Source organism: Marinobacter sp. (assembly GCF_048259445.1).
Lineage (GTDB): Bacteria > Pseudomonadota > Gammaproteobacteria > Pseudomonadales > Oleiphilaceae > Marinobacter.
On sequence record NZ_JBLXHQ010000009.1, the window covers coordinates 1 to 12,421 of the forward strand.

13 protein-coding genes are annotated in these 12,421 nt (G+C 55.1%); 6 read left to right on the top strand and 7 right to left on the bottom strand.

Annotation, left to right across the window (positions count from 1 at the left end; translation table 11 throughout):
• Positions 1–325: acyl-CoA thioesterase (locus ACN0RL_RS08250; protein ID WP_417515588.1), on the bottom strand; the 325-nt coding region annotated here is incomplete at its 3' end.
• Between the two features lie 247 nt (positions 326–572).
• On the opposite strand from ACN0RL_RS08250, the gene ACN0RL_RS08255 reads away from it, so the two are divergent.
• From ACN0RL_RS08255 to phoU, 5 genes are all read left to right on the top strand, one after another.
• The gene (locus ACN0RL_RS08255) at positions 573–1,568 is read left to right on the top strand and encodes a substrate-binding domain-containing protein (protein ID WP_417515839.1); all 996 of its coding nucleotides are present in this window, start codon (positions 573–575) and stop codon (positions 1,566–1,568) included.
• A 64-nt stretch (positions 1,569–1,632) separates the two neighbouring features.
• On the top strand, positions 1,633–3,021 hold the full coding sequence (gene pstC / locus ACN0RL_RS08260; protein ID WP_417515590.1) for a phosphate ABC transporter permease subunit PstC: 1,389 nt from the start codon (positions 1,633–1,635) through the stop codon (positions 3,019–3,021).
• Entirely contained in the window at positions 3,014–4,291 is a 1,278-nt protein-coding gene (gene pstA, locus ACN0RL_RS08265) for a phosphate ABC transporter permease PstA (RefSeq protein ID WP_417515591.1), read from the top strand. Before pstC ends, pstA begins: the two co-directional genes overlap by 8 nt.
• Before the next feature lie 100 nt (positions 4,292–4,391).
• Positions 4,392–5,240, top strand: a complete 849-nt coding sequence (gene pstB / locus ACN0RL_RS08270; protein WP_417515841.1) for a phosphate ABC transporter ATP-binding protein PstB — start codon at positions 4,392–4,394, stop codon at positions 5,238–5,240.
• A gap of 32 nt (positions 5,241–5,272) precedes the next feature.
• Positions 5,273–5,995, top strand: a complete 723-nt coding sequence (gene phoU / locus ACN0RL_RS08275; RefSeq protein ID WP_417515593.1) for a phosphate signaling complex protein PhoU — start codon at positions 5,273–5,275, stop codon at positions 5,993–5,995.
• A 24-nt stretch (positions 5,996–6,019) separates the two neighbouring features.
• Here phoU and ACN0RL_RS08280 read toward each other — a convergent pair whose 3' ends face one another.
• From ACN0RL_RS08280 to ACN0RL_RS08305, 6 genes are all read right to left on the bottom strand, one after another.
• The gene (locus tag ACN0RL_RS08280) at positions 6,020–6,385 is read right to left on the bottom strand and encodes a histidine triad nucleotide-binding protein (protein WP_417515595.1); all 366 of its coding nucleotides are present in this window, start codon (positions 6,383–6,385) and stop codon (positions 6,020–6,022) included.
• 80 nt (positions 6,386–6,465) lie between these two features.
• Positions 6,466–7,761 (bottom strand): FAD-dependent monooxygenase, encoded by a 1,296-nt coding sequence (locus tag ACN0RL_RS08285; protein WP_417515597.1) that lies wholly within the window; start codon positions 7,759–7,761, stop codon positions 6,466–6,468.
• 85 nt (positions 7,762–7,846) lie between these two features.
• A complete protein-coding gene (locus ACN0RL_RS08290; protein WP_417515599.1) occupies positions 7,847–8,401 on the bottom strand; it encodes an aminoacyl-tRNA deacylase in 555 nt (184 codons plus the stop codon).
• Between the two features lie 171 nt (positions 8,402–8,572).
• Entirely contained in the window at positions 8,573–9,406 is an 834-nt protein-coding gene (locus ACN0RL_RS08295; RefSeq protein ID WP_417515601.1) for a mechanosensitive ion channel family protein, read from the bottom strand.
• 150 nt (positions 9,407–9,556) lie between these two features.
• A complete protein-coding gene (gene mnmH / locus ACN0RL_RS08300; protein WP_417515603.1) occupies positions 9,557–10,660 on the bottom strand; it encodes a tRNA 2-selenouridine(34) synthase MnmH in 1,104 nt (367 codons plus the stop codon).
• Positions 10,661–11,165: 505 nt separating this feature from the next.
• Positions 11,166–11,570 (bottom strand): VanZ family protein, encoded by a 405-nt coding sequence (locus ACN0RL_RS08305; RefSeq protein WP_417515605.1) that lies wholly within the window; start codon positions 11,568–11,570, stop codon positions 11,166–11,168.
• A gap of 97 nt (positions 11,571–11,667) precedes the next feature.
• Here ACN0RL_RS08305 and cysZ point away from each other — a divergent pair, with 97 nt between their 5' ends.
• Positions 11,668–12,417, top strand: coding sequence for a sulfate transporter CysZ (gene cysZ, locus ACN0RL_RS08310; RefSeq protein ID WP_417515607.1), 750 nt, complete (start codon positions 11,668–11,670; stop codon positions 12,415–12,417).
• Positions 12,418–12,421: the final 4 nt, after the last annotated feature.

The window sequence follows — 12,421 nt, forward strand, 5'->3', positions numbered from 1 at the left end:
TGCGCGGGTTTTTCGCGGTGCGGTCAAGGGTCCACACTTCAACATTGATTTTCATGGAGCTGCGGCCGATGTCTACCAGCTCGCAGTAACAGCCGACCTGGGACCCGACTCGCAGAGGTGAGAGAAACTCCATTCCGTCCATAGCCACGGTAGCGTTGCGGCCGAGAGAAATACGGCCTGCCACAGTGGCTGCGGCAATATCCATCTGTTTGACTAACCAGCCAGCGAACACGTCGCCGTTGGCGTTTGTATCCTGTGGCAAGGGCACTATCTGGAGGGTGAGATCACCACGGGGTTTGGGTTTGTCGTCGTCGTACGCAGTCATGAAGCCAGCCTTTTCTTGATCTCTGGAATTATTTTCCTAGCATGTTAGCGACCCAGCACGCCGCTGCAAGCTTATTTACGGCATCTGCTCAATATTTCAGGCGGTGTAACAAAGCTGTCACACAGAGGCTCTAATCTTCACTCATCAGTAAACCGGTGCTGTACACAACATAAGTGACTGATGGAGATTCAACGTGATTAAACAGAATACAGTTCTTGCTATCGCTGCTTTGACCGGCGGGTTATCCATGATATCCGCACCGGCCCTGGCCCGTGACACCGTAAACGTTGTGGGTTCGTCAACGGTTTATCCTTTCGCTACGGTTGTAGCCGAGCGCTTCGGACGCAACACCGACTTCCCTACGCCCAAGCTGGAATCAACAGGTTCCGGAGGTGGCTTCAAACTGTTTTGTGCCGGCATAGGTACTCAGCACCCGGACATTACCAACGCGTCCCGCCGAATGAAATCCAGCGAGTTCACGATGTGCCAGAACAACGGTGTAGAAGCCATCACCGAGGTGAAAATTGGCTCCGATGGCATCGTGATCGCCAACTCCAGAGAAGCTGATCGAATGGATCTGAGCCTGCGTCAAGTGTTCTTGGCGCTTGCCAAGGACGTTCCGGACCCCGAAGGCGGGGACAAGCTGGTTGCCAATCCTTACGAGAAATGGAGCGATATCGATTCCAGCCTGCCGGCCAAAGAGATCAGTGTAATGGGGCCGCCTCCCACTTCTGGTACCCGCGACGCCTTTGTAGAAATTGCGATGGAAGGTGGTTGCAAGACTTTTGGTTTCATAAAGGCGATGGAAAAGAAAGAAATGCGCGGTGTTTGCCACAACATGCGTGAAGACGGTGCGTTTGTTGAGGCAGGCGAAAACGATAACCTCATTGTTCAGCGTCTTGCTCAGGACAAAGACACGCTGGGTATCTTCGGCTACAGCTTCCTGATGGAAAACAGCGGTGAAATCCAGGCATCAACCATCAATGGTGTAGAGCCCACCCCCGATACTATTGCCGATGAGCAGTATCCAGTGGCTCGCTCACTGTTTTTCTACATTAAAAATGCTCACGCAGGGGTTGTCCCGGGTGTCCAGGAGTATGCCAAGGAGTTCACCAGCGAAGGCGCCTGGGGCGACAACGGCTACCTGGTAGACGTGGGTCTGATCCCTAACCTCCGCAATGTGCGCATGGAAACAGCGAAAGCGGTCAGGGAACTCATACCAATGACTGGTAACGAGCTTTAACACCAGAATGGCAAGCAACAGGGGCGATGAATCAAGGAGACAGTCATGAACCAGAGAGAGAACCATGCAGACATCTGACTTATTGCCCCTGGTTCTGGTGCTTGCCGCGGTGGCTTACGGGTTCGCTTACATGCGCTCCCGGGCCGTGGCAGCGCCCTTGGGTGGTATTCGCAACCTCAAGGCTCTGCCGGCTTACTATGCCGCCAGAGCCGCACTTTGGTGCGCAATCCCCGCGCTGATTATATTGGGCACCTGGGCGGCTTTTGAAGGCAAAGTCATTCAGGACATTGTGATGGCTTCTCTGCCCGCAGAGCTGGCACCGCAATCGGCAGGGCACGCCAGCCTGACGCTTTCCCAGATCAGTAATCTGGCAGCCGGCAAACTGGACCCTGCCATGGTTCCGGATGGGATATCTGGCGCAGCAACATTATTGCAGGAGTTGCGTGAGCAAAGCAGCAGCTTCAAAGCGCTATTGGTGATTCTGATTGCGGTTCTTGGCGGCGCTTTCGCCTGGACACGCGTTGCACCGCACATCAATGCCCGCAAGAGTGTGGAGCGCACGTTGCAGCGGCTGTTTTTTGTGTGCGCCGCCGTCGCGATCCTCACCACCATCGGGATTGTTTTCTCGGTAATTTTTGAAACTGTCCGTTTTTTCGGCAAGGTGCCGATGAGCGAATTTCTGTTTGGCACCAGCTGGAGCCCGCAAACTGCACTGCGGGCAGATCAGATAGGTTCAGAGGGTGCGTTCGGCATTATCCCGCTGTTTACCGGCACTCTGATGATTTCCGCCATTGCGCTGTTGATTGCCGTGCCGGTGGGCCTGCTGTCGGCGGTGTATCTTTCGGAATATGCCAGCCGTTCGGTGCGCGCGGTGGTCAAACCCCTGCTGGAAATGCTGGCGGGCGTGCCTACGGTGGTTTATGGCTTTTTTGCAGCGCTCACGGTGGCCCCTTTTATCCGCGATCTGGCTCTGATTCTGGGCCTTGAGGCATCCTCCCAGAGTGCGCTGGCGGCCGGACTGGTGATGGGCATCATGATTATTCCGTTTGTATCGTCGCTGTCGGATGACGTGATCAACGCAGTTCCGCGCACCCTTCGGGACGGTTCCCTGGCGCTGGGTGCCACCCAGTCTGAAACCATGAAGAATGTGATTTTTCCCGCCGCTTTGCCCGGCATTATGGGCGGCATATTGCTGGCCGCATCCCGTGCCATTGGTGAAACCATGATCGTGGTGATGGCCGCCGGCCTGGCCGCAAACCTGACGGCCAATCCGCTGGATTCGGTTACAACGGTGACGGTACAGATTGTCACCCTGCTCACCGGTGACCAGGAATTCGACAGCGCCAAGACACTGGCCGCGTTTGCTCTGGGCATGATGCTCTTCATCGTAACGCTGTTGCTGAACGTGATTGCACTGAAAGTCGTGCGCAAATACAGGGAACAATATGACTAACCCGGGCTCACAGGCGGAGCTTGTCCGCCGCTCACTCAAGCGCCGCTATCGCAAGGAACGTCGATTCCGCTTCTATGGCATAACCGCCATTTCGATCGCACTGTTCTCGCTGGTGATTCTGTTTACCGATATTGTCAGCAAGGGCTATACCGGCTTCATCAAAACCACGGTTACCCTTGAGGTGCATCTGGATGGAGAACTGATGTACCTGAACGATGCCTCGGATCCGGAACAGATCGCCATGGCGGATTTTCAGGCGCCTGTTATCAAGGCCTTGCAAGGGTATTTCCCGCAGGCCACGAGCCGGGCGGACAAGCGTGAGCTCAGCCGGATGACAGGCAGCTACGCCAGCAATCAGGTACGTGATCTGCTGACTGAGAATCCGGATTGGCTGGGCAGTACGCGCACTATCGAGTTTCCGGCGCACGATACGGTGTCGGTATACGTAAAGCATGCGGGTGATCCGGCCTACTCTATTCGCCTCACCGAGCAGCAACAACGCTGGACGGACGAGTTGCTCAGCAAGGGGGTGATCAGTACCGGGTTTAACGATGTGTTTTTCAGCAGTGGCGACTCCAGGGAGCCGTCCAACGCCGGTATTCTCGGTGCGCTGATCGGGTCTTTGCTGACGTTGGGCGTTACCCTGGTCATTGCGTTTCCGGTGGGTGTGGCTGCGGCGGTGTATCTTGAGGAATTTGCACCCAGCAACCGCCTGACGGACTTTATCGAGGTCAACATCAACAACCTCGCCGCCGTGCCCTCCATCATCTTCGGGTTGTTGGGGCTGGCGGTGTTTATCGGTCTGTTCGGCATGCCCCGGTCGGTGCCCGTGGTGGGCGGCCTGGTACTGGCGTTGATGACCCTGCCTACCATCATTATCTCGAGTCGTGCGGCGATCAAGAGTGTGCCGCCGTCGATCCGTGAGGCTGCAGAAGGCATAGGGGCCTCTAAAATGCAGGTGGTGTTGCACCATGTGTTGCCTCTGGCCATGCCGGGCATGCTGACCGGTTCCATTATTGGCATGGCGCAGGCGCTGGGTGAAACCGCACCTTTGTTGCTGATTGGTATGGTGGCCTTCATCGTCGAGATCCCTGACGGCTTTTTCAGTTCAGCTACCGTGTTGCCCGTACAGATCTTCATCTGGGCTGGTAGCGCTGAACAGGGATTCGTGGAGCTGGCCTCCGCGGGCATTATGGTTCTGCTCGCCTTCCTGATAACCATGAATGCGTTTGCCATCTGGTTGCGCAAGCGCCTTGAGCGCCGTTGGTAAAGAGGCAACAGTTATGAGCACTATCTGTGACACTATCCATGGCAATATCCATGGCACTATTTCCAGCACTATGAACCCAACAGTTATCAAAGAGGCAAAGATGCCTGAAGCAGACCCGAAAAAAGCTACGACTGAGCGCCCGGCAGATACTGTGATCGAAGAAGGTAAAACTGTCGGTATTCCGTTCTCTGACGACCCCAAGTTCAAGCTGCGGGACGTGGAAGTGTTTTACGGTGAAACCCGGGCTATAAAAAACATCAGCCTGGATATTGCCCGCAACGAGGTCATCGCGTTTATCGGGCCTTCCGGGTGCGGCAAATCCACCTTCTTGCGCTGCCTGAACCGGATGAACGACAGTATCGATAGTTGCCGGATCAAAGGCTCGCTGCAACTGGATGGCCAGGATATCTACGACGCCAAGCGCGATGTTGTGGAGTTGCGAGCCCGTGTGGGCATGGTGTTCCAGAAGCCGAACCCATTCCCGAAGTCTATCTACGATAACGTTGCTTATGGCCCGCGAATTCATGGCCTGGCCAACCGCAAGTCAGATCTGGACGATATTGTGGAAAACAGCCTGCGCAAAGCCGGTCTGTGGGATGAGGCCAAGGACCGCCTTGATGCCATGGCGACCGGTATGTCAGGCGGTCAGCAGCAGCGGCTGTGTATCGCCAGAGCCATCGCCGTCAGCCCGGAAGTGGTGTTGATGGATGAACCCTGTTCAGCGCTGGATCCTATTGCGACAGCTCGAATTGAGGAGTTGATTGCCGAGTTGTCCGAGAGCTACACCATTGTGATTGTGACTCACTCGATGCAGCAGGCCGCGCGGGTCTCCAACCGCACTGCATACTTTCACCTGGGCCACCTTGTGGAAGTAAACGATACAAGCAAGGTGTTTACCATGCCGGAACATGAACTGACTGAATCATACATTACCGGTCGTTTCGGCTGATCCGGGCGCAAAGAACAGGGGAGATAAGCACGATGGTTGCGAAAAAAGACGAAGTATACGGAGATCACATCTCGAATCGGTTCAACGATGAGCTTCTGGCCTTGAAAACCCGTTTTCTGAAAATGGGCGGTCTTGTGGAAACCCAGATCGACAGTGCCGTGAAGGCGTTGATAGACGGAGATGGGCATCTTGCAGAAGAAATCCGGGCGAAAGACAAGATGGTGGACCGGATGGAGATGGATATTGATGAGGAAGCTATGCTCATCATCGCCCGTCGTCAGCCGACCGCCCGGGATTTGCGGCTGGTGATTTCAGTAATCCGGATGGTGGCGGATCTGGAACGGGTGGGCGATGAAGCCAAGAAGATTGCCAAGTTTGCGATCAAGCTCACCGAGGAAGGCCAGGCGCCCCAGGGCTATGTGGAAGTACGCAATATAGGTGCCCATGTGATGGGTATGCTCCACGACTCGCTGGATGCCTTCGCGAGACTGGATTCCGAACAGGCTCTGCGAGTAATGAAGGAAGATAAACGGGTGGATGAGGAATATCAGGCTGCCGCCCGCACTCTGCTTACATTCATGATGGAAGATCCCCGTAATATTCCACGCTGTATGTCGGTGATGTGGGTTTTGCGGGCGCTGGAACGAGTAGGCGATCACGCCTGCAACATTGCCGAGAACGTGATCTTTATGGTTAAAGGCGAAGATGTTCGCCACACACCGATGGAAGAAGCGGAGCGGGTCGTGGGGCGCTAAGCCCCACTCATGCCAGTCAGCGCCTTAGCCCTGCTTCATTTTATCGGTGTAGGGAGGCCAGCCGAATGGCTTGCCCGCCAGCAGGTGAAGATGAATGTGGAACACGGTCTGGCCAGAGTTTTCGCCGCAATTCATCACAGTGCGGTAGCCGTCGTCGGCAAAGCCCATCTCTTTGGCGAGCTTGGCCGCTACCCAGTAAAGGTGGCCGACCAGTTCGCGATCCATCTCTTCGATGTCATTGATGGTTGCGATCAACTTTTTCGGGATGATCAACAGGTGTACTGGCGCCTGGGGGTTGATATCGCGAAACGCCAGGCTGATGTCGTCTTCGTAAACGATATCCGCGGGGATTTCGCGGTTGATGATTTTGGTAAAAAGGGTTTCGGACATCCTGGTTTCCTTTTATTTATCGTTGCTCTTCAACTTTGCTCTCTATCTATAGCTGCACTGTATTCAGGGTGTGCAGATACTTAAAACTGATTCATGCCAGGCAGCCGGGCACTTAGCTGCCTGATGACGGCTGGCAGTTCATCGTCGATTCCCATGGCATAGCGAGCCACCTGGTTTCGGGCAAAGGGCAGGGCGCGAGCGGCGCTCAAACCGATGTTCCGGAGCAGGTGGATCGGCGGAATCCGGTTGCTGAACAGATGATAAAACGCGTCCATGGCAAACATCATGCGCCGGTTCGCCGGCCGCCTTTGCTGTTCATAGCTGGCAAGAACCGTCACTTCGGCCAGATCTTTGCCCGCTCTCCTTGCCTCTTTAAGAATACTTTGCAGGCACCGGGCATCCTGAAATCCGAGATTTACACCCTGCCCTGCCAAGGGATTAATGGTGTGGGCGGCGTCTCCCACAAGCACAATGCGACCCGCCGAATAGTGCTTCGCGTGCTGACGGGCAATGGGAAAGCTGGCGCGGTCTTCAATATGGGTAAGCAGTGGCAGTTCTGCTGGAAAGTTCTGCTGTATCTCCGCCATCAGTGTCTCATTGCTCAGGCTTTTGAGGCGGGCGATCTCCTCTGGTGCGTCGTACCACACCAGCGAAGCACGGCTTTCCCCGGGGTGATCTGATCCTGCACTGTACAGGGGCAAAAAGGCTCTTGGGCCAGAAGGGTAAAATCCTTGCCAGGTAATGTCTTGTACCGGCCCCTGATAGCGCACGGAAATGATCATGGCCTGCTGGCTGTACTGATTTTTTGTAACGCCTATGCCCGCCATTCCCCGCACCCGGGATTGTGCGCCGTCTGCGCCTATAACCAGCGTGGCGGTCAGTTCCTCGCCATTCTCAAGTGCGACTCTGGCCTGGTCACCTGTCTGGTCAATACCAGTGACGCCATGGCCGGCCAGTATGGTGACCGAGGGTTCGGCTTCTGCCGCCTGCCAAAGGCCCTGCTGGGTCACCGAGTTTTCAACGATATGGCCAAGGTGAGAGGCGTTCAGCCCTGCGGCATCGAACTCCACCTGGTTAGATGTTCGCGGTAGCAGGTTGCTCAGGGGGTGTCGGGTTTCATCCCACACCGCGAGCCGGCGATAGGGCGTCGCTCGCATGTTGAGGATAGGGTTCCAGGCACCAAGGCTCTGCAGATAGCGCTCGCTGCCTGCGCTGAGAGCTGACACGCGGATATCGGGAGCCGAATCAGGGTCGAACCCGGGTGCGGGGGCGCGATCAACCATCGCAACACTGAAGCCCTCCCGTCCGAGACCGGTGGCAAGTGCGGCGCCGACCATGCCGGCGCCGACAATCACAATATCAAAAGCTTGAGTCATATCGGGTTCCTGTCTGATGCCCACAGTTTACGCGATGGCAAAGATCAGACAAGCGGCCGGGATCAAGCCGGTTATAAAAGCACTATCAGCCAGCCATGCCGGATGCCCGTTGCTTTGATGCTAGTCCGGGCTGATGGCCGCTTTTTGAAAGCCAGGCAGGCTTCTGGGTCCCGGGCTTGATGAAGCCCCGGTGAAGGACCATGGGCTGAACCAGGTTCAGGAAATCCCGGGTTTTCATGTGCAGGGTCTCGGTATGACTCCCGGCGGCGAAGGCAAGTTCGGGCTGTTCTGTCAGCGACTCGGCGCAGTAGACGGTCATGCCGAACAGGTTGCCGAACGGCGGCATGGCGCCGACCTCGCAGTTCGGGAAACGATCCTGGAATGTCTGTTCATCAGCGAGGTCGACGAAGTCTGTATCCAGAATACGGGAAAGACTCTCCCAGCGAACACGCCAGGTTGCTGGCATGACCAGCATCGCCATCTTTCCATCCAGTTCGATAATGACGGTTTTAACGACCTTGTCACCCGCAATTTTCACGTGATGAGCAAGTTCCTGAGCGGTAAATGCGGGGGGGTGAGTGAGGCACATGTATTCAACATTTGCCTCATCAAGAAATTCTTTTAACTGCTGTATCGGCATAGTGACAGCCTCCTACCAGCAATGACAGCAATCCGGAGCGGCTATTAAGAGCTTTACTTGCTCCGGAGATGGCCTGACGGGGCCGTTCGGCCCCGTCATTAATGGTCAGCTTAGCTGAGGTTGTGCAGTTTGCGAGTAACGGGTTGTATCTATGAGATACGAATTGCTAATTCACTCGGTTTTATACATGTGTACATCGCGCTGGGGAAAGGGAATGGAGATGCCTTCCGCGTCAAACGCCTTTTTCACACGCTCTTGCATGTCCCAGTTGAACGGCCACAGGTCGCCGGCCTTGGTCCAGACTCGCACGGTCAGGTTTACCGAGCTATCGCCGAGGCTGCCAACAACTACGAGGGGAGCGGGATCTTTCAGGGCGCGCTCGTCTTCAGAGATCAGCCGCAGCACGATGCCTTTGGCTTTGTCGATATCATCGCTGTAGCCGATGCCAAAAGACATATCGCAGCGGCGGGTGTCATAGACACTCATGTTGGTCAGGCTGGAGTTGGACAGCTGGCCGTTGGGGATCACCACGCGGCGGTTATCGAAGGTGTCGACAATCGTGTAGAGAATGCTGATCTCACGTACCGAGCCCAGGAAGCCTTGAGCTTCGATGACATCACCCACTTTAAACGGCTTGAATAGCAGAATCAGCACGCCGCCCGCAAAGTTCCCCAGGCTACCCTGCAGTGCGAGGCCAACGGCCAGACCGGCGGCACCAATAATGGCAATAAAGGACGTGGTGGCAATACCGACCATCGAGGCGACGGAGATGAGCAGAAGAATCTTGAGAATGGCGCTGAGAAGTCCACATAAAAACGTGTTCAGCGTAGGGTCTTTCTTGCCAAGTTTTGAGTCCAGCACTCTCACAAAGCGATTAATCAGCCACATACCGATAATCAGCGTGATAATGGCCAGCAAAACTTTCGGAGCATAGGTCATGACCAGCGCAATGGCCTGATCGATGTATTCTGCGGCGCGTCCGTCAGCGCTTAGTAGATCTTCCATATAAGAGATTCCTTGTTGATTCTGTTTTTTTGGATTCGTTTTTTACATTCGTCGTCAATATGGCCCCGGAGAGACCAGAGTTGTTACAGACTCTATATAGCAAACAATACAGGCCGGGTATATCGGCGGTGTTGTCCAGGCTCTTCTTTGTCAGGCCGGGGCATTACTTCTGGCCCACTCGATTACTTCATATGAACCGCCACGGACAAGTACCTGCCCCTGCTTCTGGCTGAGCTGATAGTCATACATAGGGTCGTAATAGTCCTGAAGGAGAGGCTGAATCCAGGCGTCATGGCCGTGAACATCGCCACTGCTTTCCTGTTGCGCCAGTGCCTGCTCCATAGAGCTGCGCAGCCGGGCATGGCGTTCGCCACCCAGACGCTTGCTTATGCGGTCGAGAGCACCCAGCAGGTAGTCGCGGAAATTCAGCCAGCCGGCTTCCTCACCATCGCGGCTCATGTAATCGGCTGACATGGTCTCTACATAGTCTTCCCGGATAATGCGGGTACGTTCATCCAGCGACTGTTCAAGAATGAGCAGGGGAGCCTGATTTATCCGTTCTTTCAAAGTATCCGGCATAGCGCACCGGCCAACCAGGCGGCTTTCATCTTCCAGATACACAGGTCCATCTTTTAAATGGCGAGCTTTCAGCATGGCAACGGCAAGGCGGTTTTCAAAATCTATCTGCGATGGCTGGGGCGTAACTTGTCGGCCGAAGCTTGAGCCCCGGTGATTGGCCAGTCCTTCGAGGTCCACCGGGTTTGGTAGTTGTTGCAATACACGGGTTTTTCCCGTTCCTGTGCGCCCGCTGATTATGCGGAACTCGCTGGATTCAATGAGGTGCTCGAGGCTGTCGATAAGGAAGCGACGCAGTGCTTTGTATCCGCCTTTGATGAGGGGGTAATCAATGCCTGCTTCCTGGATCCACTGTTGGGTGAGCCTTGACCGCAAACCCCCACGAAAGCAGAACAGATAGCCCTCCGGGTGGCGCGCTATAAAACGCTTCCAGGCTTCAATGCGCTGGGCTTTGATGTCCCCTGAAACCAGTTGGTGCCCCAGCCGGATGGCTTCGTCCTGACCTTTTTCCTTATAACAGATGCCTATCCGATGCCGCTCTTCGTCGTTCATCAGCGGTGCATTTTCAGCGCCCGGGAAGCTGCCTCTGGCGAATTCAACAGGCGCCCGTACATCCATCAACGGAGTGTTGTTCAGGAAAAGTGACAGGAAGTTATCGGTATCAGGTCTGCTTGCCATTTCAGGGCTCAGTCGCTTGCCAGAGTGAGGCGGCAGTATAACGGAGTTGATGATTTCCTGCTTTCTGATCCTTGCTTTGTGGAAAATCGGAGCATAAAAAAAGGGCAACCGCGAGGGTGCCCTTTACCGGAACAGGTCGGCGCATCCGTGCGCTGAGTGCAACAGCCGTGTTGCGAATCCTTGTGCCACTCCGTGGTGCCGGCTTCCGAGCCAGCGATCCGAATAGTTTTCCCTTAAGCCAGGTGTCCTTGTTTCCCTGCTTCTCCCCACATTCCGTGCCGGGGTGCATCCAGTGCGTCGTCCTTTCCCTGTCATCCTTGACGTAAGCACTATACCAACTGGGCGAATGGAAACCTGTGAGCCTTGCATGCTTTTGTGGTGTGTCTGGCTGGTGCGCGAAGTTCCAGGCGATACATATCAAAGGGTTACATGTAATTCAGGTAAGGTTGAGACCGCTTGCATACGCAAAGACGCGGCAAGGTCTTACAAGAATGTGCGAAATATCTCACACGGATTCAGGCGAATTTCTCAAATCGCTTTTGTCGATTTTACGTAGTCCCGGCCAGGGGAGAAGTCCGATCAGTATTCCCGCCCCGTCCGCAGCGACGTCTGCCAGCGAGAAGTCTCTGTATGGCAGGTTGGCCTGCACACCCTCAATGGCGAATCCGAAAGCCAGTAACGCTGGTGCGTACCAGATAGCACGGAGCTCCGGCCACGCTAGCCGCGTAACAATGGTGAGCTCGATAAAAGCAATCAGGTGATTCACTTTGTCACTGGGCGCCGAGGGAATTGGATAGCTGTTACTTGTAGTCGCCAGAAAGCCAATGGCAATTACTGATAACAGAAGAGCAAGGCGCCACAGTGGCCGGAAGTGCAGCAGGGTTGTCAGTTGGTGTTTCAGTGTTGCCATTGGTGAAATCCGTCAGAGTTCTCTGGCTGTGTGAAGGTTTTCAACATGATATGCTTTGGGCCCCGTCACTGTCATTGAAGCGGAGGGCTAATCAGCGATGCTCAGAGGTAATTTTTTTCGCGGACTGGGCTATCTGGGTGAGGGTTTCCGTCTCATCCGTCAGCCTGGTCTGCGACTGTTTGTAATGATTCCGCTCGTGATCAACATTCTGCTCTTCGGGTTGCTCTTTTATTTTCTGGGTGAACTCTTTAGTGCCTTGATTGTTGCTGCAATGGCCTGGTTGCCCGATTGGGCCTGGCTGCAGGCGATGGACTGGCTTTTCTGGATTTTTTACGGAGCCGTAATCCTGCTGATGCTCGCCTACGGTTTTGTGATCGTAGCCAACCTGATTGGTTCCCCGTTTTATGGTTACCTGGCAGAGTTGACTGAAAAGCACCTCACCGGCCAGGAGGTCAGCACTGATGGCGGCTGGGCGGCGATCATAAAAGATATCCCCCGGGCACTCTGGCGTGAAGTGCAGAAAATCGTCTATTACCTGCCGCGGGCCGTCGGGCTGTTTGTTATCGGTTTGATCCCGGTGGTTAATCTGGTAGCGGCTGTGCTGTGGTTCCTGTTCAACAGCTGGATGATGGCGCTGCAGTATGTGGATTACCCCGCAGACAACCATAAAGTGAGCTTCAAGGCGTTGCGCCAGCTGCTCGCCGATACCCGTTTGTCTGCATTGGGTTTCGGATTGCCGGTGGCACTGGCAGCCATGGTGCCGGTTCTGAATCTTGTCGTGGTCCCCGCTGCCGTTTGTGGTGCGACTGCCTATTGGGTGCGCGAAAACGGCGCAACACGAAATTAACGAG

Bases quoted from the DNA above. Each gene is read 5' to 3' on its own strand.
- ACN0RL_RS08255 (WP_417515839.1), top strand. From the start codon at position 573: ATGATATCCGCACCGGCCCTGGCCCGTGACACCGTAAACGTTGTGGGT.
- pstC (WP_417515590.1), top strand. From the start codon at position 1,633: ATGCAGACATCTGACTTATTGCCCCTGGTTCTGGTGCTTGCCGCGGTG.
- pstA (WP_417515591.1), top strand. From the start codon at position 3,014: ATGACTAACCCGGGCTCACAGGCGGAGCTTGTCCGCCGCTCACTCAAG.
- pstB (WP_417515841.1), top strand. From the start codon at position 4,392: ATGCCTGAAGCAGACCCGAAAAAAGCTACGACTGAGCGCCCGGCAGAT.
- phoU (WP_417515593.1), top strand. From the start codon at position 5,273: ATGGTTGCGAAAAAAGACGAAGTATACGGAGATCACATCTCGAATCGG.
- ACN0RL_RS08280 (WP_417515595.1), bottom strand. From the start codon at position 6,385: ATGTCCGAAACCCTTTTTACCAAAATCATCAACCGCGAAATCCCCGCG.
- ACN0RL_RS08285 (WP_417515597.1), bottom strand. From the start codon at position 7,761: ATGACTCAAGCTTTTGATATTGTGATTGTCGGCGCCGGCATGGTCGGC.
- ACN0RL_RS08290 (WP_417515599.1), bottom strand. From the start codon at position 8,401: ATGCCGATACAGCAGTTAAAAGAATTTCTTGATGAGGCAAATGTTGAA.
- ACN0RL_RS08295 (WP_417515601.1), bottom strand. From the start codon at position 9,406: ATGGAAGATCTACTAAGCGCTGACGGACGCGCCGCAGAATACATCGAT.
- mnmH (WP_417515603.1), bottom strand. From the start codon at position 10,660: ATGGCAAGCAGACCTGATACCGATAACTTCCTGTCACTTTTCCTGAAC.
- ACN0RL_RS08305 (WP_417515605.1), bottom strand. From the start codon at position 11,570: ATGGCAACACTGAAACACCAACTGACAACCCTGCTGCACTTCCGGCCA.
- cysZ (WP_417515607.1), top strand. From the start codon at position 11,668: ATGCTCAGAGGTAATTTTTTTCGCGGACTGGGCTATCTGGGTGAGGGT.